Below are 23,409 nucleotides of genomic sequence, written 5' to 3' on the forward strand. Positions count from 1 at the left end.
CTGATCCCTGCCGCTTTTTCTTGTCGCTTGGAGCTTGTAGCTTATAGCTCTCAGTCCCCCAGGAAAGAGGGCTCCATGATCCGCAGCAAACTGCCGAATGTCGGCACGACCATCTTCACCACCATGTCGCAACTGGCCATGCAGACCGGTGCGCTCAACCTCTCCCAGGGTTTCCCTGACTTCAACGGCCCCCAGGCCTTGCTCGATGCCGTTGGCCGCCATGTGGCCGCCGGGCATAACCAGTATTCGCCCATGACCGGCCTGCCAGCGTTGCGTCAGCAGGTGGCTGCGAAGGTCGCCCGGTTGTATGGCGTGAGCGTCGATGCCGACCTTGAAGTGACCATCACCCCGGGTGCCACCGAGGCGATCTTCTGCGCCATCCAGGCGGTGGTTCACGCCGGTGACGAAGTGATCGTCTTCGACCCCTGCTATGACAGCTATGAGCCATCGGTGGAACTGGCCGGTGGACGCTGCGTGCATGTGCCGCTGTGCGACGGCAGCTTCAGCGTCGACTGGCAGAAGTTCAGCGATGCCCTCAGCCCACGCACGCGCATGGTCATTCTCAACTCGCCGCACAACCCCAGCGGCGCGCTGATCAGCCGGGACGACCTGGACCAGCTGGCGAAGCTGATCGCCGACCGCGATATCTACCTGGTCAGCGACGAGGTCTACGAACACCTGATCTACGACGGCGTGCGCCACGCCAGTGTGCTGGCCCATCCGCAGCTTCACGCCCGGGCGTTCGTGGTCAGCTCGTTCGGCAAGACCTACCACGTCACTGGCTGGAAGACCGGCTATGTGATCGCGCCACCGGCGTTGAGCGCTGAATTGCGCAAGGTGCACCAGTACGTCAACTTCTGCGGCGTGACGCCCCTGCAATGCGCCTTGGCCGATTTCATGGCCGAACACCCTGAGCACATCGATGAGCTGCCGGCCTTCTACCAGGCCAAGCGTGACCTGTTCTGCGACTTGCTGCAGGATTCGCGTTTCACCTTTACCCGTACGCCGGGCACCTATTTCCAACTGGTGGACTACTCGCAGATCCGGCCCGACCTGAACGATGTCGACATGGCCCTGTGGCTGACCCGCGAACATGGCGTGGCCAGTATTCCGGTATCGGTGTTCTACCAGCACCCCATCCCCGAGCAACGCCTGGTCCGCCTGTGCTTTGCCAAACGTGAGGAGACGCTGCAACAGGCAGCGGAGAAACTATGCGCGATCTGAGCCAACTGCCGAACCTGAAAATCGCCCTGGTGCAGACCACCCTGGCCTGGCACGACCGCGAGGCGAACTACGCGCATTTCGAGGAACTGATCGGGCAGGCCGGCGAGGTGGATCTGGTGGTGCTGCCGGAAATGTTCACCACCGGTTTCTCGATGGAGTCCGAAAGCCTCGCCGAACCAGAGAACGGCCCCACCTACAAGTGGCTCAAGGCCCAGGCGAAGAAAGCCAACGCGGTGATCACCGGCAGCGTGATCATCCAAGCCGCCGATGGCAGCCACCGCAACCGCCTGCTGTGGGCGCGGCCCGATGGCGAGATTCTGCATTACGACAAGCGTCACCTGTTCCGCATGGCCGGTGAGCACAAGCACTACACCCCCGGTGAACGCCAGGTGCAGTTCGAGATCAAGGGTTGGCGAGTACGCCCGCTGATCTGCTACGACCTGCGCTTCCCGGTGTGGAGCCGCGATGCCCAGGACACCGACCTGCTGCTGTACACCGCCAACTGGCCAGCGGCGCGGCGCTTGCACTGGAACCGCCTGCTGCCGGCACGGGGCATCGAGAACCTGTGCTTCGTGGCGGCGGTGAACCGGGTGGGCACCGATGGCAAGGGCTTCGCCTATTCCGGCGACAGCCAGGTGCTGGACTTCCAGGGTGAGAGCCTGTTGAGCGCGGGGGAGGCTGACGGCGTGTTTACCGTAGTGCTGCGAGCGGCGGAGCTGGCGGCGTATCGTGCCCGGTTCCCGGCGAACCTGGATGCCGATACCTTCGAATTGAATTATTGAGGCAGTTCGCCGGCAAGCCGGCTCCTACAAAGGCATATGACCTGTAGAAGCCGGCTTGCCGGCGAACAGTCGCAAGATCAGTACACGTCCCGCCGATACCGCCCATCCTCGATCAGCTGTTGCACGACATCTTCCCCCAGAATCCCGCCTATCGCTGCATCCACGCCTGCGGCCATCCCTTGCAGGCTGCCACAGACATACACGCAAGCGCCCTCATCGATCCAGCGCTTGAACTCGGCGGCGTGCTGCAGCAGCACATCCTGCACATAGACCTTCTCCGCCTGGTCCCGTGAAAACGCCAGGTCCAGCCGTTGCAGGTCGCCATCTCGCAGCCAGCCTTGCAGTTCGTCGCCGCACAGTAGGTCATGGGCCTGGTTGCGTTCACCGAACAGCAGCCAGTTGCGTTGCTCGCCGGCCGCGATTCGTGCCCTGAGCAAGCTGCGCAGCCCGGCCAGGCCAGTACCGTTGCCGATCAGAACCATGGGGGCGGAAGCCTCGGGCAGGTGGAAACCACTGTTGCGCCGCAGGCGCAGGCTCACCGTGCCGTCCAGCGGCAGGTACTCCGTCAGCCACCCTGAACCCAGGCCCAGGCTGCCGTCGGGGTGGCGCTCCTGGCGCACGATCAGTTCCAGCACGCCATCGCTGGCGATGGAGGCGATCGAGTACTCGCGCGCAGCCAGCGGGATCAATGCATCGACCAACGCCTGGGCGTGCAGGCCGACCAAATGCTCGCGACTCTGCGGCAACTGGCGACTAGCCAGGGCCTGGGCGAGGGTTTCGTTCAGGCCGTCCCGTTGCACGGGGCTTTCTGGAGGCAGTCCGAGCCCGGCGAGGAAGGCGTCGACATGTACCTGGCGGTGGCGAGGCAGAATTTCTACCAGGTCTCCGGCTTCCCAGGTTACAGCGGCGGGAGGTAGCAGGCCGAGCAGGTAGACAGGGGCGCCCTGGCTACCAGGATTGAGCAGCTCTTTTCGGGTCAGGCGCCAGTTGTCGAAACGCGGAGGCTGCCAGGCGCCCACCGGGCGGGCGCCGGTGAGCTGGGCCAGTTCCTGCTGCCATTGTTGCAGCGCGGTGGGGTCGGCGTTGTCCACTTCAACCGCGCCGAAGGCGCTGCTGGCGCCACGTTCACCGAGCCAGGCCTGCAGGCGCCGGGCGAAGCCACAGAAGTGCGGGTACTGACGGTCGCCCAAGGCGAGCAAGGCATAGTCCAGATGCTCCAGTGCCCAGGGCTGGCCCAGCACCTTGCGTTCGAAGGCGCGGGCGCTGTCCGGCGCCTCGCCATCACCGAAGGTGCTGACCACGAACAGCGCGCGCTTGGCCTGGCGCAGTTCCTGCTCGCCCAGTTCCCCCAGCGGGCGTACTTGCACCGGCAGCCCGGCGGCCTGCAACTGGCCCGCGCTCTGCCAGGCCAATCGCTCGGCGAAGCCGCTCTGGCTGGCGAAGCCGATCAGCCAGCTGTCGCCACTGCTCGCGCCGGTGTCCACCGCACCGCGGGCGGCGCGGACCTGGCGCTTCTTGCGGCGGCGGTCGAGGTACAGCAGCCAGCCGGTGACGAAGAACAGCGGCATGGTCAGGCTGGCGAGGGTGACGATGATCCGCCCCGGCAGGCCGAAATAGCTGCCCACGTGCAGGGCGTAGACACTCTGCAGCAGCTGGGCCTTGAATGATTTGTCGGTGTAGCGCTCGTGGCGCTTGACCTGGCCGGTGGCTGGGTCGAGGGTCAGGGTGTTGAACGCGCGCTCATGGTCGGCGCCGTCGAGCAGGTAGAACAAGGTCGCCGGTTGTCCGCCTGCGGGCGGAAGACGCAAGTTGTAGGTCAGAAGGTCAGGGCCAGCGGCTTCCTTCAGGTTGGCCCAGATGGCGTCGTAGTCGACCACCAGCGGTGGTGCGTTCTTGTCGACCTTGGGCGGGCCATGGCGGCCGCCACGGCCTTCACCGCGTTTCTGCTCTCCGGCGGCCGGCTTGTCGGCCAACAGTGTGTTCAGGCCTTCGCGGTACCACTCATAGGACCAGAACAGCCCGGTCAGGGCGAACAGCAGGTAGAACAGCAGGCACCAGGTACCGAATACCGCGTGCAGGTCCCAGTTGAACGCGCGGCCTTTCTTTGCCCAGTCCAGGGTCAGCCAGGCTCGCCAGTTCAGCGCTTGGCGCGGCCAGCGCAGGTACAGGCCGGAAAGGCAGAAGAAGATCAGCATCAGGGTGCAGGCACCGGTGATCTGCCGGCCGGTGTCGCCCATGGCCAGGAAGCGGTGCAGGTTGAGCACGAAGTCGAAGAAACCCAACCCCGCGACTTCACCCTTGAGTTCGCCGGTGTATGGGTCGGCATAGCGCAGCTCGCCACGGCGCTTGCCTGGGGGCGGGGTAAAGAAGATCCGCGCGGCGTTGCCTTCGCGGGTATCCACCCAGAGCATCGAAACGGTATCGCCTTGCGCGCTCTCCACCCGGCGTACCAGCTCGGCCGGTGGCAGCACGCCCTCCTGGCGTACCTCGACCTTGAGCACATCGGCATTGAATGCGCGCAGCAGTTCTTCCTGGAACGACCAGATGGCGCCGGTGATGCCCATCAGCGCCAGCACCAGGCCTGCGGTGATGCCAAAGAACCAGTGCAATTGGAACAGCGTCTTCTTCACCACATCGATCACCTTGTGTTGCCGCCAGAGCCCGCGCGGCGTGCATTATGCCTTGATACGCAAAAGCCCCGTCCATAACCATGGACGGGGCTTGGGGGGGCCACCTTTAGAAGTGCACGCTGGTGGTCAGCAGTGCGGTCCGGCCCGCCGCCTGGTTGGCGAAGTGGGTGGAGAAGGCCTTGTCGTAGTAGACCTCGTTGGTGAGGTTCTGCACGTTCAGTTGCAAGTCGATGTTCTTGGTCAGCTTGTAGGCGGCCATGGCGTCATAGCGCACGTAGCTGTCGACCATGGTGGTGTTGGCCACGTTGCCGTACACGTCATCCACGTAGAAGGCGCCGCCACCGATGGTGAACTTCGGCGTGACCTGGTAGGTGGTCCACAGGCTGGCGCTGTTGTTCGGCGTGTTCGGCAGCTGGTTGCCGTCGTTGGCCTTGCCCAGCGCACCGCCGTCGATCTGGCGGGCCTGCATGTAGGTGTAGCCGGCGAACACCTGCCACTTCTCGGTGATCTTGCCGCTGGCCGACAGCTCGATGCCCTGCACGCGGGTTTCGCCGACGTTTTCGTAAGTCGTGGTGCCGACCTGCACGCGGGCGTTTTCCTTCTCGGTGCGGAACAGCGCGGCGGTCAGGGCCAGGCGCTCGTCAAGCAGGTCCCACTTGGTGCCGATTTCGTAGTTGGTGGTCTCTTCCGGCTCCATGTCGCTGCTCAGCAGGTTGCCGGAGCGGTCGGTGGTGTTGCCCAGCGGGTTGCCTTCCATGCCTTCGCCGAGCGAAGCGCCTGGCGGGGTGGCGGAGGTGGCGTAGGATACATAGATGCTGCCGTTGTCGGCCGGCTTCCAGACCACGCCCAGTTGGCCGGTGATGAACTCGCTGGTGTCGCTGCCCTTGGAGGCAACACCCTGCTTGTTGACCACGGTGGTGCCGGAGGCGTCGTAGCCACGGTACTGGGTGTCGAAGTGGTCATAGCGCAGGCCCATGTTCACCAGCCACTGCGGAGTCAGCTCCAGGGTGTCGAACACGTACAGCGCACGGGTGTTGCTCTTGGTGTCGGTACCGGCGTAGTTGCGGGCGATGGAGCCATTCCACGGATCGTCCGGGTTCGGGTTGCTCAGCGAGGTGCAGTTGTAGCCGCTGTTGGCGCCAATCAGGCCTGGGTTGCAGGTCGTGGCCGTTGCACCGCGGGTGTTGGTGTCGACATCGTAAGTGGAGCGCTTGCTTTCCTCGCGGCTCAGCTCGATACCCGTGGAGAAGCTGTTCTTCAGGCCGCCCACGTAGAACTCGCCGAACAGGTCGGTCTGGTTGGTGGTGGTGGCGGTGTTGCCCACGCGGGTGTTGGCCCGGCGCCAGACGCTGCCGTTGTTGACGTTGCCCTTGCTGTCGTCGGGTTGCGTGAGGATGTAGTCCTGCATGCTGTTGCCGTGGCGCAGGGTGTTCTTGATGGTCAGCGCGTCGGTCAGGTCGTGCTCGATGGCGAAGGTGGCGATGTCCACGCGCGACTTGCGGAAGTCGCGGCCGGTCAGGCCGTAGAAGTTGTCGTGGTCGCCACCGGCGTAAGGTTTGCTCGGGTGGGCCGAGGTACGGTTGCCGGTGCCACCTGCTGGCACGGTGTACGGGATGCCCGAGTCCGGCAGGTCGTCGCTTTCCAGGTGGTAGTAGTCGAGGTTGACGCGGGTCGGCGTGCCCAGGCCGAAGGCCAGGGACGGGGCGATGCCCCAGCGGTCGTAGTTGACCTTGTCGCGGCCGGCCACGTTGCTCTCGTGGGTCATCAGGTTGAGGCGCCCGGCCACGCTGTCGCTGAACTGGTAGTTGCCGTCGAAGGTGTAGCGCTGGGTCTGGTCGCTGCCCCAGGTCCAGGCGCCGTCCAGCGAGTTGCCCAGGTGCGCGCGCTTGCTCACCAGGTTGATGGTGCCGCCGGCGGCGCCGCGGCCACCGATGGCCGAGTTCGGACCCTTGGCCACTTCCACCGATTCGATGGCGAAGATTTCACGGGTTTGCGCGCCGGTGTCGCGCACGCCGTCCAGGTACGTGTCGCCTTGGGCGTCGAAGCCGCGAATGAAGGGGCGGTCGCCCTGCGGGTTACCGCCTTCGCCGGCGCCGAAGGTGATGCCCGGCACGGTGCGCAGGGCGTCCTGCAGGTTAAGGGCGTTGGTGTCCTTGATCACCTGCTGCGGGATCACGGTGACCGAACGCGGGGTGTCCACCAGCGGCGCGGTGTACTTCTGCGACGCGGCCTTCTCGACCTTGTACTCGGTGCTTGCCTGCTCGGCCTTGCCGTTGATGCTGGTGGCATCGAGGGTGACGGCGGCAGGATCGGCGGCATAGGCGGAGGTGGCGGTGATCGCCATGCCGATGGCAGAAACGAGCAGACGAGGTGAACTCACAGCGGTTGGCACGTGACGCATTGTTGTAGACCTTCCCCAAGGTATGAAGGCCGCGGATGTTAATGTAAGCGAATGTAAGGAACAATTGAGAAGCGTTACCATTCGACAGAAATTTACATTCTTTACAATTTCACCTTACGGTTTTTACGGGCTCATACGTCGCGGCGGGATCAGGGGGGCTTGTGATCCGTAAAAGGTAATCAATATCATTGGCGGCTCTCTCTCCGCATCAGGTGCCATTGCCATGCTGCTTCACATTCCCGGGCTGTTCGATGCCGACGAAATCTCGCGTATCCGCGAAGCCCTGGAACAGGCCGACTGGGCCGATGGCAAAGTCACGGCCGGCTATCAGTCGGCCAAGGCCAAGCACAACCTGCAACTGCCCGAGGGGCATGCCCTGGCCAAGGAAATCGGCAATGCTTTGATCGACCGACTGTGGCGCAACCCGCTGTTCATGTCGGCGGCGCTGCCGCACAAGGTGTTCCCGCCGCTGGTCAATTGCTACCGCGAGGGCGGCAACTTCGGCTTCCACATCGACAATGCCCTGCGCCAGCCCAAGGGCAGCCCGGAGCGCATCCGCACCGACCTGTCCTCGACCCTGTTTCTCAGCGACCCGGACAGCTATGACGGCGGCGAACTGGTGATCCAGGACACCTTTGGCGTGCAGCAGGTCAAGCTGGCGGCCGGCGACATGGTGCTGTACCCCGGCACCAGCCTGCACAAGGTCAACCCGGTTACCCGTGGCGCGCGCTACGCGGCGTTCTTCTGGACCCAGAGCCTGGTGCGCGAGGACAGCCAGCGCACCCTGCTGTTCGAGATGGACAACGCCATCCGCCAGCTCACCGCCGATGTGCCGGAGCATCCGTCGCTGCTGCAACTGACCGGCACCTACCACAACCTGCTGCGCCGCTGGGCCGAGGTCTGAACCGTGTCCTATCCGTTGCGCCGTGAACACGTGGTGGATGTCGCCGGGTTGCAGGCGATGCTCGAGCACAGCCCTGGCCAAGCCGCCCAGGCGATCCTGGCGGCGGCGGGGCAGGGTGTGGTCGAGGCGCAGTTGCTGCTGGGGCAGATCCTGCTGGATGGGCGGGGGATCGAGCAGGATGCGTTGGTCGCCAGGCGCTGGTTCGCCATCGCCGCTCAAGCGGGTAGTGCGATGGCGCACAACATGCTTGGCCGGTGCCTGGAGCATGGCTGGGGTGGTGAAGTGAGCCTGGCGCAAGCGGCCATTCACTATGCGCGCGCGGCTGATGCTGGGCTGGACTGGGGCCTGTACAACCTGGGCAACCTGTTGGCCACCGGGCGCGGGGTTCCGGCCAACCAGGCCCAAGCGTTGGCGTGCTATGAAAAGGCGGCGCACATGGGGCATGCCAAGTCGATGAACCTCTACGGGCGCTATCTGGAACAGGGCATCGCCACTGTCGCCAGCCCGGCCCGTGCCGTGCGTTGGTATCGGCGCTCCGCCGAAGCGGGGGATTTCCGGGGGATGTTCAGCCTGGCGATGGTGCTGGCCGAGCGCGGGGCACTGGCGGACGCGTGCGTCTGGTTGGCACGTGCCCGGGCTCAGGGCAACCTGGCATTCCTGCGCAGCAGCGTGGCAACCCTGCTTGCCGCTGGGCCTTTGCTGTCAGAGCAGGCTATAGGATTCATGAATGAAATCAGCAGGCGCGAGGAAGTTTCGCCTGCTTAAAGTGTGAAAAGCATACGCAGATAGTTGCCCTTTCTCAGCTTCGCCAAGGGCAACACTCATGCGCTACATCCAAGACCGCTCCTTCATCGCAACCCTGACTTCAGTGACACCCGATTATCCGGGGCATCTCGACTCCGTCGAGGGGACACCCCGCGAGCGCCGCAATGCCTGGCTGACCGTGACATCCCCGGGGGCCATCGAGACCCAGCAGCGCTTCTGGTTCGGCTACTTCGAAGGGCGCGATGCCGGCTACCAGGTGCGTACGCTGGAGTCGGCACCGGGGGGCTCGCACTACGCCATCTGGGATCTGGACTTTCAGAACTATATTGGCTACTACCCGTCGAGCAAGTCCCCGACCCTCTGGCGGGTGCGGGTTGACGGTACCAAGTTGAAACAGCCCGAACAACGCCTGTACCAAGGGGTGACACTCGCTGCGCCAGCCCTTGCCATGCTCAGTGTGGCGAACAGGCCGGCCTGGGACGACCATTATGTCGGGGTGAACAAGCCAAACCCGCTGATATTCAAGATGGATGTGCTGCAAGTGAATGTGGCGGTGTTCGATCATCCTGCGAAGTTCAGGCAACGTTAAGTGGGATATCGGTGTCATGAGGGGCGGATTACCCGCTTAGCACCCGTGGGCACGCAGAGCATGCTGCGGTGACTTTTCACGGAGACACCTCATGGTAACCACTTATCTTACCGAACAATCCTTTATCGCCCGTCTGAATGTGAGTAACACTCAGTATCCAGGGCCGGTGGGCTACTGGGAGTTCAGTGCCGGCTACAACCACAGGACGGCCTGGCACTCCAGCGATTGGCTCACGACTTCACGCCCGGACCGCAGAGGGGTGGCATTGTGGTTCGGTGCCGTGGCGCGTGCGGGGCAGCCACCCGCTTACGATATCCGGCTGTGCACGGGCAGTCTCGCATCCCCGAGTGCCAGCAAGCGCGTTGATATCAGTACCAACGGTTATCTCGGCTTCTATGGCCTGAGTTCGAGCGTCGGGCCGCTTTGGCGCCTTGAGCCTGCCAGTGCATCGCGCAAATACCTCAAGACACTTGATGGAAAAGGTGTCGGTATTCAAAGGGACGTGGCGTTCTGGACGTCCGGGCGCAAGGGACATTACCTCTGTGTCGGAGTGGCGCCGAGTGCTGAATTCGAAGTCGAGATTATTCGAATGGCCGTAGCACCGCCGCTCTAAATATTGAAGATGTGATGAAGACGGGGCCGTAAGGCCCCGTTTCTATTAGTGCCGCGAAACGCAACATGGCGTGGCAGATGGTTATCGAATAGATACGACCTATGACTCCACCTGGCATGAGGTGCAGGCCAGGTCTGTTGTTGCATCACGGATGTGCAGTGCTACAGGCTTTTCGAATTTGGGGCCGGTCGCGTAGGGAAATTCTTCAGCATTCAATGGGCGGCTCCACATTCGCATACTGTGTATGCACTTTTGCCTACATGCAATGATGATCAGGGTGTAGGTTTTATGAATTCAAGTTGTGGAGCGTGATGATGTTTGAAGAAAGTTTTTTGAAGTCCTTTGTTTCAGAGATTCATTGTGTTGATAAAGGGTTTAAACCGCTGAGAATAATTTCTTCTAGCCCGGCCTTTGCTTTCGGCGAAACGGGACGGTTCGTCCTGGAGGACGCGTTTTCTGTATCATGGAAAGTGAGGAGGATTAAAATGAAGTTCCACATTGCGCCTACCCTGACTACGAATCCGATCTTCCGTGTGAGCTGTGTCACTGACATTGATGGGCTTCTGTATGATGTGCTCCACGGCGATGTGGATGGCGATTTCTGGTTGGCCAATGACTTTTGGCGTAACCCAGAGGACTTCGGTCTCGACGCTGCTTGGGAGGGGTATGCAACAGGTGAGACTGTGCAGTTCAAAGGAAAGGAGCGTAGGGTATTTACAATGGAAAATATCATGTGGAGAAAATGGGTGGTGCTTGAGAAGCCAGGAAGTCATTATACTTACGCGCGTCTGAGCAAAGAAAAGAGCCCAGCTCGCTTTGTATTCGGCGACATCAGCGAGGTGGAATATCACTGATAATAACAGTTATGCAGTAGCCAGATCTGCCAGTTGCTGAACAGGTGGCCACCAGACGCAGGAGGGAACTCCCGCGCCTGGCTTCGTATTACAGATAATATGCTTTGAGCGGCGGGAAACCATTGAACTCCACCGCGCTATAGCTGGTGGTATAGGCACCGGTGGACAGCCAGTACAGGCGGTCGCCGATCGCCAGGTTCAGCGGCAGGCCGTACTTGTAGTTCTCGTACATGATGTCGGCGCTGTCGCAGGTGGGGCCGGCAATCACCACTTCTTCCGCTTCACCTTTCTTTTCAGTCCAGATCGGGAACTTGATGGCTTCATCCATGGTTTCGATCAGGCCGGAGAACTTGCCCACGTCGGTGTAGATCCAGCGCTCGACCGCGGTACGCGACTTGCGCGCCACCAGCACCACTTCACTGACCAGGATGCCGGCGTTGGCGATCAGCGAGCGGCCAGGCTCGAGGATGATTTCCGGCAGGTCGTCGCCGAAGTCTTCCTTGAGGAAACGAATGATCTCTTCGGCGTAGGTCTCGAGGCTGTTGGTACGGGTGATGTAGTTGGCTGGGAAGCCACCCCCCATGTTGATCAGCTTCAGCTCGATGCCGTCTTCTTCCTTCAGGCGCTCGAAGATCACCTTGACCTTGGCGATGGCCGCGTCCCACACGCTGATGTCGCGCTGTTGCGAACCCACGTGGAAGGAGATGCCGTAAGGCACCAGGCCCAGGTCGCGGGCGAGGATCAGCAGGTCCATGGCCATGTCGGTCTGGCAGCCGAACTTTCGCGACAACGGCCAGTCGGCAGTGGTGGAGCCTTCGGTGAGGATGCGCACATAGACTTTCGAGCCCGGCGCGGCCTTGGCGATGTTGCGCAGGTCGGCTTCGGAGTCGGTGGCGTACAGGCGCACGCCCTTCTCGTAGAAGTAGCGGATATCCTTGGATTTCTTGATGGTGTTGCCGTAGCTGATGCGGTCGGCGCTGACGCCACGGCCCATTACCTTGTCCAGCTCGTAGATCGAGGCGATGTCGAAGCTCGAGCCTTTCTCCTTCAGCAGGTCGATGATCTCGACCGCCGGGTTGGCCTTGACCGCGTAGTACACCTTGGCGAACTCGAAACCGGCGCGCAGGTCGTCATAGGCCTGGCTGATCATCTGGGTGTCGATGAGTACGAACGGGGTTTCCTGCTTGTCGGCGAACGCCTTCATTTTCTGGAAGGTGTCGCGTGCGAAATAGTCTTCGACCTGGATCGACATGCTCAAGGGCTCCATGGGCAAACTGAAAAGATAAGTGGCAGCAAACTGAACGCCCTCCGTATCCCCACTTTGGTTCGCCTACTTCCCAAGGCATGTCGCCGAAAGCAAAAAGGTCAACCGTGCCAGGGAAGGGCGGCGGGTGACCTTGCTGTCTCGTCGTCAGTACTTGAGCCGGATGGATCGTTTCCAGCATGGACGTTCGGCGCGCACTTTAGGGCGTGAAAACCGCAAGATCAACAGGCAAACCCGGTGGTTTCGCCGTGGATCGATGAGCTGTCACCTGAATAACCGACCCATATGACCGGCATATGTTCCCAGGCCTTGTGCAAGCGTAAAAAATAGTGGAATGGACCGTGTTGACCCCATCGCGGGTAAACCCGCTCCTACAGGGGGCCAGCGCTTTTCTGTAGGAGCGGGTTTACCCGCGATGGGGCCAGCAGTGTTCATATTTATGGCCACGAAACGCGCGCCTCCCTCGAGCATGAAATCAGCAAAAAAAATTGTCATCGCACTCGCCGCCAGCCCTTGGTCGGCCCGACCATGCAGTGATTGCCGTTGCTGATGAGAAACATTACTATTCGCGACCTCGCCCTGCCTCCCTGATGAACACACCCGTGTCCGGACACAAAGGCTTCCTCGACCACTACCAAGAGCTGATCGGCACCTGGACGCGCAAGCTGCGCAGTCGTCAGCAGGCCGAGGACCTCACCCATGACGCTTTCGTGCGGGTTCTGGAGAACCCGAACGAGCAGGTCGAGCAGCCGCGCGCTTACCTGCACCAGACCGCCCGCAACATCGCCGTCGATGGTTTCCGTCGCGAGGACCGTCGCCAGGCCCTTGAGCTGGAGGCATTCGACGGGGGATCGACGGGGCATGACGACCCGGAGGCCTATGTACATGCCTTGGAGCTGGCGGATTCTGTGGAGCGGGCCCTTTCAGAGCTGCCGCTAAACTGTCGCCGGGTGTTCGTCTGGCAGAAACTCGAGGGCCTGACCCAGGCCGAGATCGCCGAGCGCATGGGCTTGAGCAGGAACATGGTCGAAAAGTATATGATCCGCACGCTCCGACATCTGCGTGAGCACCTGGATGTGTCGGCCAGATGAGTCAGGAGACCCCATTGATGAAACAGCACGTGCGCGAGCAGGCGGCCGAATGGTTCGCCCGGCTTCAGGACGCGCCGCGCGACGGCGAGCTGCAGGCTGGTTTTGGCCAGTGGCTGGCACAGCATCCGCAGCACCGCGAGGAGTACGAGCGGCTGGCGCAACTGTGGCGCGCCACCGACTTCATCCCACGCCAGCGCCTCGAGGCACTTTGCGAGCCCGAGCCTGTACACCGTTTGCCGCGCCGTCGTGTGCTGCGCCAGGCATTGGCCGCCAGCGTGGCGGTCGCGGCCCTCGGTCTGGGCTGGGCGGGTTGGCAGTACCAGCAACTGAACCATCAGGACACCCTGCAAACCGCTTTGGGCGAGCGCCGCCAGGTCGAGCTGCCCGACGGTTCGCGGCTGGAGCTCAACAGCGCCACCCGGCTACAGGTCGACTTTTCTTCCGGCCGTCGTCACGTGCGGTTGAGCCAGGGCGAAGCGATGTTCTTCGTCGCCCATGACAGTGATCGGCCATTTGTGGTGAGCACCGCCCAGGGGGATGTGACCGTGACGGGCACGCGTTTCGATGTGCGTCAGGACCGGGACAGCACGCGTGTCGCGGTCGAGCAGGGGTCGGTACGGGTCCGGGGCGCGGGCGAGTCGCTGGCGCTGCTCGGGGCCGGCCAGGGTTCGCGCATCGACCCGCACGGCCAGGTCGCCGCGCCCTATGCCATCGATGCCAGTGCACTGACGGCCTGGCGCCAGGGCAAGCTGGTGTTCGACAACGCACCACTGAGCGAAGTGGTCGCCGAAGTCTCGCGTTATCGCGCCCACCCCCTGCGTGTCGCGCCAGGCAAAGTGGCGAACCTGCGCCTGTCCAGCACCTTCAGCAGCGACGACCCCGATGCGTTGCTGCGTGCCTTGCCGAACATCCTGCCGGTGGCGATCAAGCAGCACGCGGATGGTTCCAGCGAAATTATTTCGAGATAGATTCAGGTTTTTTTCCGCTCGTTCGTCTTCCCCGCCAGCTGCAACTGCCAAGCATTTCCATTTGCATGCGGTTGGCGTTTATCCCGACTTTCAGGACCCATCGAAGACGTGAACAACAATAAGCCCCTTCTCCAGCTGCGCCGCCTGGCGCTGGCCCTGGCGGTCAGCGCCGCCGCTGGCAACAGCTATGCCGACACTATCCAGATCCAGGCGCAGCCTTTGGGTGCCGCCCTCAAGCAACTCGGTCAACAGACCCAGCTGCAGCTGTTCTTCAGCCCCGAACTGGTGGCCGGCAAGCAGGCCCCGGCCGTGTCGGGCAACCTGGCGCCGGAGCAGGCGCTGGAGCAGCTGTTGCAGGGCAGTGGGCTGACCTATGAGCAGTCCGCCGACACTGTGGTGGTCAAGCCGGCCCAGGCAGTCGGCACCCTCACCACCGGCAGCCTCGAGCTGGCGCCCACCGACGTCAAGGTGGTCGGCGACTGGCTGGGCGATGCCCAGCAGAGTGTGGTGCAGAACCACCCCGGCGCGCGGACTGTGGTGCGTCGCGAGGCAATGGTGGAGCAGGGCGCGATGAACGTGCGCGATGTGCTGCGCGGTATCCCCGGCGTGCAGGTGCAAGACTCCAACGGTACCGGCGGCAGCGACCTGTCGCTCAACGTCGGTGTACGCGGCCTGACCTCGCGCCTGTCGCCACGCTCGACCGTGCTGATCGATGGCATTCCGGCCGCCTTCGCCCCCTACGGTCAACCGCAGCTGTCGATGGCGCCGATCTCCTCGGGCAACCTCGACAGCATCGATGTGGTGCGCGGCGCTGGTTCTGTGCGCTACGGCCCACAGAACGTCGGTGGGGTGATCAACTTCGTGACCCGGGCGATCCCCGAGAAAGCCTCGGCGGAACTCTCCACCACCCTGGAAACCTCCCAGCATGGCGGTTGGAAGCACACCGAGTCGGCGTTCGCAGGTGGCACCGCTGACAACGGCATGGGCGTGGCTCTGCTGTACACCGGGGTGAATGGCAATGGCTACCGCGAAAGCAACAACGGCAACGATATCGATGACGTCATGCTCAAGACCCACTGGGCACCCACCGACGTCGACGAGTTCTGGCTCAACTTCCACTACTACGACGGCCGCGCCGACATGCCCGGTGGCCTGACCCAGGCGCAGTACGACAGCAACCCGTACCAGTCGCTGCGTGATTACGACTACTTCGCCGGCCGGCGCAAGGACGTGTCGTTCAAATGGCAGCGCCAGCTCGACGACGCCACCCAGTTCGAAGTGCTGACCTACTACACCGACAGCTTCCGCGGCAGTGCCATCGCCGCGCGCGACATGAAGACCCTGTCGTCGTACCCGCGCAACTACCACACCTTCGCCATCGAGCCGCGGGTGTCGCGGATCTTCTTCGCCGGCCCGACCACCCAGGAAGTCAGTGTCGGTTACCGCTACCTGAAAGAAGCGATGCGTGAGCAATCGACGCGCCTGGCGCTGATCGACAACGTGCCGACCGTCACCCCGACCTCCGACGGCCATGTGTTCCAGGACCGCAGCGGCGGCACCGAGGCCAGCGCCTACTATATCGACGACAAGATCGATATCGGCAACTGGACCATCACGCCTGGCATTCGCTTCGAGCACATCAACACCGACTGGCGCGACCGCCCGGTGCTGGATGCCAACAACCGGCCGGTAGCGGAGAAGAACCGCAGCATCACCAGCAACGAGCCGCTGCCGGCGCTGAGCGTGATGTACCACCTCTCCGATGCCTGGAAAGTGTTCGCCAACTACGAGACGTCGTTCGGCAGCCTGCAGTACTTCCAGCTGGGCCAGGGCGGTACCGGCAACAACACGGCCAATGGCCTGGAGCCGGAGAAGGCCAAGACCTACGAAGTGGGCACGCGCTATGACAACGGCGGTTTCGCCGGCGAGTTGACTGCGTTCTACATCGACTTCGACGACGAACTGCAGTACATCAGCAACGACATCGGCTGGACCAACCTGGGGGCCACCAAACACCAGGGGATCGAGGCTTCGGTGCGCTATGACCTGGCGGGGCTCGATCCGCGCCTGGAAGGTTTGTCGGTCAACGGCGGCTACACCTACACCCGCGCCACCTACGAAGGCGAGATTCCTGGCTTCAAGGGCCGCGACCTGCCGTTCTACTCGCGCACGGTGGCCACCGCCGGCCTGCGCTACGAGGTCAACCACTGGACCTGGAACCTGGATGCCTACGCCCAGTCCAAGCAGCGCGCGCCGGGCACCGGCATGAATGCCGATGGCAGTTTCAATGGCAACTACATCACCGAGCCGAGTGCCGATGGGCAGTATGGCGACATCCCGGGTTACGTGACCTGGCATGCGCGCGGTGGTTATGCGTTCGGGCCGCAGCTGTCGAACCTGAAGCTGGCGGCGGGGGTGAAGAACCTCTTCGACAAGCAGTACTTCACCCGTTCCAGCGACAACAACGCCGGGCTCTATGTGGGTGAGCCGCGCACGTTCTACGTGCAGGCCAGTGTAGGGTTCTGATAGCGCGTCGCCTTTATCGCGGATGAATCCGCTCCTACAGGGCGTGCGCCAATCCTGCAGGAGCGGATTCATCCGCGATTAGGCCGGCTCAGGAAACCGCTGCCTCGGCCGGCGACACGATACTGGTCTTGCCGCCCCGTGACCTGCCCGAGCTCAGATAAGCCGCAATCGATTCCTGCGTCACCTCTCCCAAAAACATCTGCTCGGCATCCAACACCGGCAACCACGCCCGATTGAACTCGTACATCCGCGACAACAGGATGCGCAGGTGCTCGTCATGGGCCGCGGTGGCATTGAACGCTCTCAAAAAGTCCGCGCACGCCCCTTGCTGGCGATGCATGTCGCGCCTGCGCACATACCCCAGTGCCTTGTTCTGCCCGTCGGTGACCACCACATAACGCCGGTCATGCTCATCCAGCAGTTCCAGCGCATCGCTCACCGGTGTTTCCGGGCTCACCGATGGCGCGTTGTCCGCCGCATCTTCCGCCCGCACCAGCAGCAGGCGCTTGAGCGTGCTGTCCTGGCCGACGAAGTTGCTGACGAAATCATCCACCGGATGGGCCAGCAGCGTGTCCGGATGGTCCAGTTGCAACAGCTTGCCGGCGCGGAAGATGGCGATCTTGTCGCCCAGCTTGATCGCCTCGTCGATGTCATGGCTGACCATGATCACAGTCTTGTTCAGCGCCCGTTGCATCTCGAAGAACTCGTGCTGGATCAGCTCGCGGTTGATCGGGTCGACCGCGCCGAACGGCTCGTCCATCAGCAGTACCGGGGCCTCGGCGGCCAGGGCGCGGATCACGCCGATACGCTGCTGCTGGCCACCGGACAGCTCACGGGGGTAGCGCTGCAGGTACTGCTTGGGCTCGAGCTTGATCATGTGCATCAGCTCGCGGGCGCGGTCGTGGCATTTCTGCTTGTCCCAGCCGAGCAGACGCGGAACCACGGTGATGTTCTCCTCGATGGTCATGTTGGGGAACAGGCCGATCTGCTGGATCACGTAGCCGATATGGCGGCGCAGGGTGACTTCGTCCAGGGCGCTGGTGTCTTCGCCATTGATGAACACTTGGCCGGAGGTCGGGGTGATCAGGCGGTTGATCATCTTCAACGTGGTGCTCTTGCCGCAGCCCGAGGGGCCGAGGAACACGCAGATCTCGCCCTCGTTGACGGTGAGGCTTACCGCGTCGACGGCTTTGACGTCCTTGCCGTTGGCGTTGAAGGTCTTGCTGAGGTTGTTCAGTTCGATCATGGGCGCAGTCCTTCCGGAGTCAGGGCACGTTGCAGGGTTTGCAGGAGCAGGTCGGCGATGATCGCCAGCAGGCTGACGAGCACGGCGCCGACCAGCAGCATCGACATGTCGCTGCGGCTGATGGCGGTGAGGATGAGCACACCCAGGCCGCCGGCACCGATGGTGGCGGCGATGGTCATCACGCCGATGTTCATCACCACGGCGGTGCGCACGCCGGCGAGGATCACCGGCACGGCGATGGGCAGCTCGACCATGCGCAGGCGCTGGCCGAAGGTCATGCCGATGCCGCGCGCGGCTTCACGGATGCCGGGCTCGACGTTGGTCAGGGCCAGGTAGGTGTTGCGCAGGATCGGCAGCAGCGAATAGAGGAACACGGCGGTGATCGCCGGCAACGGGCCGAGGCCCTGGCCGAACTTCGAGTAGAACGGCAGCAGCAGGCCGAACAGGGCGATGGAGGGGATGGTCAGCAGCACCGTGGCGCTGGCTTGCAGCGGGCCGGCGAACGCTGGGAAGCGAGTCATCAGGATGCCCAACGGCACGCCGACGACGATGGCCAGCCCCACGGCGATGCCGACCAGGGTGACATGCTGCCCGGTCAGTTGCAGGACCTGGGCCCAGTCGAGGTGGGCAAAGGTATCGAGCAGGTTCATGGTTGTACCTCGCCGAGTGAATGCTCACGCAGGAATGCCGCAGCGACCACGGTCGGGCTCTGGTGCTCGACGTCGACCTGGGCGTTGAGCCGGCGCATGGTCTCGTCGTCCAGCTGCTCGGCCAGTGGCTTGAGCAGAGCGGCCAGTTGCGGGTGGGCGTCCAGCACTGCTTTGCGCAACACCGGCGCCGCCGTGTAGTCGGGGAAATAGTGCTTGTCGTCTGCCAGCAACTTGAGGTCGAAGGCGTTCAGGCGCCCGTCGGTGGTGTAGACCAGCCCGGCGAACACCTGGTTGTTGCGCATCGCGGTGTACACCAGGCCGCCATCCATCTGGCGGATGTTGCGGCGGTCCAGGGGCAGGTCGTACACCTCGCGCAGGCCGACCAGGCCATCGGGACGGTTGGCGAACTCGGTGTCCAGGGCTACCAGGTGGTTGCGGGTGCGCTCGGCGTGCAGCACCTGGTTGAGATCGCTGATGGTATTGACCTGTGGATAGGCTTCGGCCACCTGCTTGGGCAGGCCCAGGGCATAGGTGTTGCTGAATTTCGACGGGGTCAGCCAGACCAGGCCCTTGTTCGCATCGAGTGCCTTCACTCGGGTGTAGGTGGCTTCGGCGTTAGGCATGCGTTCGTCGATATGGTTGTAGGACACCAGCGAGACCCCGGTGTATTCCCACATCAGGTCGAGTTGCCCGGTTTCCTGGGCCTGGCGAGCGATGTTGCTGCCAAGGCCAGAGGTGACCCGCACATCGAAGCCGTTGGCGCGCAGGTACTGGGCGGTGATCTCGGCGAGCACGGTCTGTTCGGTGAACACCCGGGCGCCGATGCGGATCAGCGGTTTGTCCGCCGCCTGGGCAAAGCCTGCGCATAGCAGGGCCAGGCCCAGAAGCAAGGCGATTGTCTTCTTCATGGTTTTCCTCTTGTTATCGAGCCAGGCCAGGTTCCAGCCAGCGCTTGCTGGAGAAACTCACCAGCGCGTCGAGCACCAGGGCCAGCAGCGCCGTGCAGGCGGCGCCGAGCAACAGCTGCGGCTGGTTGTTCAGGGCGATGCCGGGGAAGATCAGGCTGCCCAGGCTGTTGGCGCCGATCAGGAACGCCAGCGGTGCGGTGCCCACGTTCAACGCCAGGGCCACACGCACCCCGCCGACGATGATCGGCACGGCGTTGGGCAGCTCCACCTGCCACAACTGCTGGCGCGGGGTCATGCCGATACCGGTGGCGGCTTCCTTGAGCGAGGCGGGGACGTTTTTCAGGCCCTCGTAGGTGTTGCGCACGATGGGCAGGAGGGACGCGAGGAACAGCGCGAAGATCGCAGGACCGGCGCCGATGCCCAGGAAACTAAGGGCAATGGCCAGGACGGCCAGGGGAGGGATGGTGTTGCCAACATTGAAAAACTGCATGAAGCGTTCGGCTTTGTCGACCCGCTGCGGTCGACTCAAGGCAATGCCGGCGGGGATGCCCACGGCCAGTGCCGCCGCCATCGAAGCCAGCACCAAGACCAGGTGCGCTTGCAGGTAGAACCCAAGATCGTCGCGGTAGCGGGCGATCGTGTCGATGCCGATCCAGTGGACCAGCAGGGCCAGGATGACGAGCACGGCGGCCCATCCCAACAGCCCTTTTCCGTAGCGTGCAGCCACAGGCGGACTCCTTTTTTGTAGTCGGCGATCACACCCCCGTGCGGCCGGCCATTCCTGGCGGCGGGCAGCGTGGTCGCGAGTAGCAGCCCGATGCGCGGCATCAGGCCATGAGCCGAACCCCGTCGGGCTCGTGAAGCGGGTGAAACCAGCCCTGAACCGAGGCGGGTTGCAGGGGAGTGGACGTCTCCGTGAAGGGAAAGGTTCCCATCCGAGGCGGCATTTGGCCAGTGTTAATCACTGGAAAGCTGGAAATTTATCGAGATTAAATTGCGGATTAATGCGCTCTAGACATTGAAAACACTGCTTTGTAGGCATTTGTCGTGACCGGGCTGATGCTTGAGCGATCACTGGCCCTTTCGCGGGTAAACCCGCTCCTACAGGATTCCCACAGTTGTAGGAGCGGGTTTACCCGCGAAGAGGCCGGAACGAGCGCCTCTGGTTCAGCAGATTTTGGCCAGAGCCCCGACTTCAGGTATGATATCGCCCCTTTTTGAATCCCCAGTCAGGCGATTTCCCATGACCAACCAGGCCGCCGAAGTCGCGAAGCGCCGCACTTTCGCCATCATTTCCCACCCCGACGCCGGTAAGACCACCATCACCGAGAAGCTCCTGCTGATGGGCAAGGCGATCTCCGTCGCGGGTACCGTGAAGTCGCGCAAGTCCGACCGCCATGCCACCTCCGACTGGATGGAAATGGAGAAGCAGCGCGGCATCTCCATCACCACCTCGGTGATGCAGTTCCCCTACCGCGAGCACATGATCAACCTGCTCGACACCCCCGGCCACGAGGACTTCTCGGAAGACACCTACCGCACCCTGACCGCGGTGGACTCGGCGCTGATGGTGCTCGACGGCGGTAAGGGCGTCGAGCCGCGCACCATTGCCCTGATGGACGTCTGCCGCCTGCGCGACACGCCCATCGTCAGCTTCATCAACAAACTCGACCGTGACATCCGCGACCCGATCGAACTGCTCGACGAAATCGAGGCGGTACTGAAGATCAAGGCCGCGCCGATCACCTGGCCGATCGGCTGCTATCGCGACTTCAAGGGCGTGTACCACCTCACCGGCGACTACATCATCGTCTACACCCCGGGCCACGGCCACGAGCGCACCGAGGCCAAGATCATCCAGAAGCTGGACTCGGACGAGGCCCGTGCCCACCTGGGTGACCAGTACGATTCGTTCGTCGACCAGCTGGAGCTGGTGCAGGGCGCCTGCCATGAGTTCAACCAGGACGAGTTCATCAACGGCCAGCTGACCCCGGTGTTCTTCGGTACCGCGCTGGGCAACTTCGGTGTCGACCATGTGCTCGACGCGGTCGTCGACTGGGCGCCACGCCCGCTGGGCCGTGTCGCCCACGAGCGTACCGTCGAGCCTGTCGAGGAGAAATTCACCGGCTTCGTGTTCAAGATCCAGGCGAACATGGACCCGAAACACCGCGACCGCATCGCCTTCATGCGCATCTGCTCGGGCAAGTACGAGAAGGGCATGAAGATGCGTCACGTGCGGCTGAACAAGGACCTGCGTATCGGCGATGCGCTGACCTTCTTCTCGTCCGAGCGTGAGCAACTGGAAGAGGCGTTTGCCGGCGACATCATCGGCCTGCACAACCACGGCACCATCCAGATCGGCGACACCTTCACCGAAGGCGAGGCGCTGGGCTTCACCGGTATCCCGCACTTCGCCCCGGAGCTGTTCCGCCGCGTGCGCCTGAAAGACCCGCTGAAATCCAAACAGCTGCGCCAGGGCCTGCAGCAACTGGCCGAAGAGGGCGCCACCCAGGTGTTCTTCCCCGAGCGCAGCAACGACATCATCCTCGGTGCGGTCGGTGTGCTGCAGTTCGACGTGGTCGCCAGCCGCCTGAAGGAAGAGTACAAGGTCGAGTGCGCCTACGAGCCGATCACCGTCTGGTCGGCGCGCTGGATCAGCTGCGATGACAAGAAGAAGCTGGAAGAATTCCAGAACAAGGCCATGGAGAACCTGGCCATCGACGGTGGCGGTCACCTCACTTATCTGGCCCCGACCCGGGTCAACCTGTCGCTGATGGAAGAGCGCTGGCCGGACATCAAGTTCCGCGCGACCCGCGAGCATCACTGATCGTACAGGTCTTCACCTGCCCCTGTAGGAGCGGCCTTGAGCCGCTCCTACAGGGGCAGGCGTAAACCCCGCAGTCAATTGCCTGCTTTTATGCTGGTCCAGATCCGCGTACGAATGCGGTCGATCTTCGCCGGCATCGCCTCCAGGGCATACAGCTTGCCCATCACATCCTCGCTCGGGTAGATCATCGTGTTGCCCTTCATCGCCGGGTCCACCAGCGCGTCAGCCTGCTGGTTGCCATTGGCGTACTGCACGAAGTTGCTGATGTTCGCCATCACTTCAGGCTGCAGCAGGTAGTTCATGTAGGCATAACCCGCCTTCTCGTCGGGCGCATCGGCCGGCATGGCTACCATGTCGAACCACATCGGCGCGCCCTCCTTCGGGATCGAGTAACCCACCTTCACCCCGTTCTTCGCTTCTTCGGCGCGGTTCTTCGCCTGCAGCACATCGCCCGAGAAACCCACCACCAGGCACACATCGCCATTGGCCAGGTCGCCGGTGTACTTCGACGAATGGAAGTAGCTGATGTAAGGGCGCACTTTCATCAACAGCGCCTTGGCCTTGTCGTAGTCGGCCGGGTTCTGGCTGTGGTGTGGCAACCCTAGATAGTGCAGGGCAATTGGCAGCAGCTCGGGGCCGTTGTCCAGCACTGCCACGCCGCAGCTCTTGAGCTTGGAGAGGTATTCGGGCTTGAAGAACAGGTCCCAGGAATCGATGGGCGCGTTGTCGCCAAGCACCGCCTTGACCTTGTCGATGTTGTAGCCGATGCCGGTGCTGCCCCACAGGTACGGGAAACCGTACTGGTTGCCCGGGTCGTTCACTTCCAGCGCCTTGAGCAGCACTGGGTTGAGGTTCTTCCAGTTCGGTAGCTGCGACTTGTCCAGCTTCTTCAGGGCCTTGCCCTGAATCTGCCGGGCCATGAAGTGGTTGGAGGGGAACACCACGTCATAGCCGGAATTGCCGGTCATCAGCTTGCCGTCGAGAGTCTCGTTGCTGTCGAACACATCGTAGGTCGGCGCGATGCCGCTGGCCTGCTGGAAGCTCTTCAGGGTGTCCGGGGCAATGTAGCTCGACCAGTTGTAGATCTTCACCGAGTCGGCGGCGCTGGCAACGCTTACGGCCAGCATCAGGGGTGCGAGAAGGAGGGTGCGCATGTCGGGGTTACCT

At 62.8% G+C, this 23,409-nt stretch carries 19 protein-coding genes; 11 read left to right on the forward strand and 8 right to left on the reverse strand.

Annotation, left to right across the window (positions count from 1 at the left end):
* Positions 1-75 precede the first annotated feature (75 nt).
* Together JYG34_RS04825 and JYG34_RS04830 are read left to right on the forward strand one after the other, a co-directional pair.
* Positions 76-1,224 (forward strand): pyridoxal phosphate-dependent aminotransferase, encoded by a 1,149-nt coding sequence (locus tag JYG34_RS04825; protein ID WP_213659697.1) that lies wholly within the window; start codon positions 76-78, stop codon positions 1,222-1,224.
* Positions 1,212-2,006, forward strand: a complete 795-nt coding sequence (locus JYG34_RS04830; RefSeq protein WP_213659698.1) for an amidohydrolase — start codon at positions 1,212-1,214, stop codon at positions 2,004-2,006. The genes JYG34_RS04825 and JYG34_RS04830 overlap by 13 nt, the downstream gene beginning before the upstream one ends.
* Before the next feature lie 77 nt (positions 2,007-2,083).
* Here the strand turns inward: JYG34_RS04830 and JYG34_RS04835 are convergent, their stop codons facing one another.
* Both JYG34_RS04835 and JYG34_RS04840 read right to left on the reverse strand, forming a co-directional pair.
* Positions 2,084-4,639, reverse strand: a complete 2,556-nt coding sequence (locus tag JYG34_RS04835; protein ID WP_213659699.1) for a sulfite reductase flavoprotein subunit alpha — start codon at positions 4,637-4,639, stop codon at positions 2,084-2,086.
* 103 nt (positions 4,640-4,742) lie between these two features.
* Entirely contained in the window at positions 4,743-7,037 is a 2,295-nt protein-coding gene (locus tag JYG34_RS04840) for a TonB-dependent receptor (protein ID WP_213659700.1), read from the reverse strand.
* Between the two features lie 223 nt (positions 7,038-7,260).
* On the opposite strand from JYG34_RS04840, the gene JYG34_RS04845 reads away from it, so the two are divergent.
* The 5 genes from JYG34_RS04845 to JYG34_RS04865 all read left to right on the forward strand — a co-directional run bounded on the left by JYG34_RS04845 (position 7,261) and on the right by JYG34_RS04865 (position 10,762).
* Positions 7,261-7,941, forward strand: coding sequence for a Fe2+-dependent dioxygenase (locus JYG34_RS04845; RefSeq protein WP_213659701.1), 681 nt, complete (start codon positions 7,261-7,263; stop codon positions 7,939-7,941).
* A 3-nt stretch (positions 7,942-7,944) separates the two neighbouring features.
* A complete protein-coding gene (locus JYG34_RS04850) occupies positions 7,945-8,706 on the forward strand; it encodes a tetratricopeptide repeat protein (protein ID WP_213659702.1) in 762 nt (253 codons plus the stop codon).
* A gap of 58 nt (positions 8,707-8,764) precedes the next feature.
* Positions 8,765-9,295 (forward strand): hypothetical protein, encoded by a 531-nt coding sequence (locus JYG34_RS04855; RefSeq protein ID WP_213659703.1) that lies wholly within the window; start codon positions 8,765-8,767, stop codon positions 9,293-9,295.
* A gap of 91 nt (positions 9,296-9,386) precedes the next feature.
* A complete protein-coding gene (locus JYG34_RS04860) occupies positions 9,387-9,908 on the forward strand; it encodes a hypothetical protein (RefSeq protein WP_213659704.1) in 522 nt (173 codons plus the stop codon).
* Between the two features lie 314 nt (positions 9,909-10,222).
* Positions 10,223-10,762, forward strand: coding sequence for a hypothetical protein (locus tag JYG34_RS04865; RefSeq protein WP_213659705.1), 540 nt, complete (start codon positions 10,223-10,225; stop codon positions 10,760-10,762).
* A gap of 88 nt (positions 10,763-10,850) precedes the next feature.
* Here JYG34_RS04865 and JYG34_RS04870 read toward each other — a convergent pair whose 3' ends face one another.
* The gene (locus JYG34_RS04870; RefSeq protein WP_054887581.1) at positions 10,851-12,014 is read right to left on the reverse strand and encodes a type III PLP-dependent enzyme; all 1,164 of its coding nucleotides are present in this window, start codon (positions 12,012-12,014) and stop codon (positions 10,851-10,853) included.
* Between the two features lie 602 nt (positions 12,015-12,616).
* Between JYG34_RS04870 and JYG34_RS04875 the strand changes: the two genes are divergently transcribed.
* From JYG34_RS04875 to JYG34_RS04885, 3 genes are all read left to right on the forward strand, one after another.
* A complete protein-coding gene (locus JYG34_RS04875; RefSeq protein WP_213659706.1) occupies positions 12,617-13,117 on the forward strand; it encodes a sigma-70 family RNA polymerase sigma factor in 501 nt (166 codons plus the stop codon).
* 17 nt (positions 13,118-13,134) lie between these two features.
* The gene (locus tag JYG34_RS04880) at positions 13,135-14,085 is read left to right on the forward strand and encodes a FecR family protein (protein WP_213659707.1); all 951 of its coding nucleotides are present in this window, start codon (positions 13,135-13,137) and stop codon (positions 14,083-14,085) included.
* A 108-nt stretch (positions 14,086-14,193) separates the two neighbouring features.
* On the forward strand, positions 14,194-16,611 hold the full coding sequence (locus JYG34_RS04885; protein ID WP_213659708.1) for a TonB-dependent siderophore receptor: 2,418 nt from the start codon (positions 14,194-14,196) through the stop codon (positions 16,609-16,611).
* Positions 16,612-16,699: 88 nt separating this feature from the next.
* On the opposite strand, the gene JYG34_RS04890 is transcribed toward JYG34_RS04885, so the two are convergent.
* From JYG34_RS04890 to JYG34_RS04905, 4 genes are read right to left on the reverse strand one after another with little or no spacing between them, the layout of a single operon-like run.
* Entirely contained in the window at positions 16,700-17,857 is a 1,158-nt protein-coding gene (locus tag JYG34_RS04890) for an osmoprotectant ABC transporter ATP-binding protein OsmV (RefSeq protein ID WP_213659709.1), read from the reverse strand.
* The gene (locus JYG34_RS04895; protein ID WP_213659710.1) at positions 17,854-18,507 is read right to left on the reverse strand and encodes an ABC transporter permease; all 654 of its coding nucleotides are present in this window, start codon (positions 18,505-18,507) and stop codon (positions 17,854-17,856) included. The genes JYG34_RS04890 and JYG34_RS04895 overlap by 4 nt, the downstream gene beginning before the upstream one ends.
* Complete coding sequence (locus JYG34_RS04900) at positions 18,504-19,415, reverse strand: glycine betaine ABC transporter substrate-binding protein (protein ID WP_213659711.1); 912 nt, start codon at positions 19,413-19,415, stop codon at positions 18,504-18,506. The genes JYG34_RS04895 and JYG34_RS04900 overlap by 4 nt, the downstream gene beginning before the upstream one ends.
* Before the next feature lie 13 nt (positions 19,416-19,428).
* Positions 19,429-20,142, reverse strand: a complete 714-nt coding sequence (locus JYG34_RS04905; protein WP_213659712.1) for an ABC transporter permease — start codon at positions 20,140-20,142, stop codon at positions 19,429-19,431.
* 516 nt (positions 20,143-20,658) lie between these two features.
* Between JYG34_RS04905 and JYG34_RS04910 the strand changes: the two genes are divergently transcribed.
* On the forward strand, positions 20,659-22,242 hold the full coding sequence (locus JYG34_RS04910) for a peptide chain release factor 3 (protein ID WP_011532371.1): 1,584 nt from the start codon (positions 20,659-20,661) through the stop codon (positions 22,240-22,242).
* A gap of 74 nt (positions 22,243-22,316) precedes the next feature.
* Here JYG34_RS04910 and JYG34_RS04915 read toward each other — a convergent pair whose 3' ends face one another.
* On the reverse strand, positions 22,317-23,396 hold the full coding sequence (locus tag JYG34_RS04915; RefSeq protein ID WP_213659713.1) for a polyamine ABC transporter substrate-binding protein: 1,080 nt from the start codon (positions 23,394-23,396) through the stop codon (positions 22,317-22,319).
* Between the last annotated feature and the right edge of the window lie 13 nt (positions 23,397-23,409).

It is taken from the genome of Pseudomonas entomophila (genome assembly GCF_018417595.1).
Taxonomy (GTDB): domain Bacteria; phylum Pseudomonadota; class Gammaproteobacteria; order Pseudomonadales; family Pseudomonadaceae; genus Aquipseudomonas; species Aquipseudomonas entomophila_C.

What these genes read in the sequence shown, in the direction of transcription:
- JYG34_RS04915 (WP_213659713.1), bottom strand. Translation starts at nt 23,396, where the DNA reads ATGCGCACCCTCCTTCTCGCACCCCTGATGCTGGCCGTAAGCGTTGCC.
- JYG34_RS04895 (WP_213659710.1), bottom strand. Translation starts at nt 18,507, where the DNA reads ATGAACCTGCTCGATACCTTTGCCCACCTCGACTGGGCCCAGGTCCTG.
- JYG34_RS04880 (WP_213659707.1), top strand. Translation starts at nt 13,135, where the DNA reads ATGAAACAGCACGTGCGCGAGCAGGCGGCCGAATGGTTCGCCCGGCTT.
- JYG34_RS04830 (WP_213659698.1), top strand. Translation starts at nt 1,212, where the DNA reads ATGCGCGATCTGAGCCAACTGCCGAACCTGAAAATCGCCCTGGTGCAG.
- JYG34_RS04890 (WP_213659709.1), bottom strand. Translation starts at nt 17,857, where the DNA reads ATGATCGAACTGAACAACCTCAGCAAGACCTTCAACGCCAACGGCAAG.
- JYG34_RS04875 (WP_213659706.1), top strand. Translation starts at nt 12,617, where the DNA reads ATGAACACACCCGTGTCCGGACACAAAGGCTTCCTCGACCACTACCAA.
- JYG34_RS04845 (WP_213659701.1), top strand. Translation starts at nt 7,261, where the DNA reads ATGCTGCTTCACATTCCCGGGCTGTTCGATGCCGACGAAATCTCGCGT.
- JYG34_RS04910 (WP_011532371.1), top strand. Translation starts at nt 20,659, where the DNA reads ATGACCAACCAGGCCGCCGAAGTCGCGAAGCGCCGCACTTTCGCCATC.
- JYG34_RS04900 (WP_213659711.1), bottom strand. Translation starts at nt 19,415, where the DNA reads ATGAAGAAGACAATCGCCTTGCTTCTGGGCCTGGCCCTGCTATGCGCA.
- JYG34_RS04865 (WP_213659705.1), top strand. Translation starts at nt 10,223, where the DNA reads ATGTTTGAAGAAAGTTTTTTGAAGTCCTTTGTTTCAGAGATTCATTGT.
- JYG34_RS04860 (WP_213659704.1), top strand. Translation starts at nt 9,387, where the DNA reads ATGGTAACCACTTATCTTACCGAACAATCCTTTATCGCCCGTCTGAAT.
- JYG34_RS04825 (WP_213659697.1), top strand. Translation starts at nt 76, where the DNA reads ATGATCCGCAGCAAACTGCCGAATGTCGGCACGACCATCTTCACCACC.
- JYG34_RS04870 (WP_054887581.1), bottom strand. Translation starts at nt 12,014, where the DNA reads ATGTCGATCCAGGTCGAAGACTATTTCGCACGCGACACCTTCCAGAAA.
- JYG34_RS04840 (WP_213659700.1), bottom strand. Translation starts at nt 7,037, where the DNA reads ATGCGTCACGTGCCAACCGCTGTGAGTTCACCTCGTCTGCTCGTTTCT.
- JYG34_RS04855 (WP_213659703.1), top strand. Translation starts at nt 8,765, where the DNA reads ATGCGCTACATCCAAGACCGCTCCTTCATCGCAACCCTGACTTCAGTG.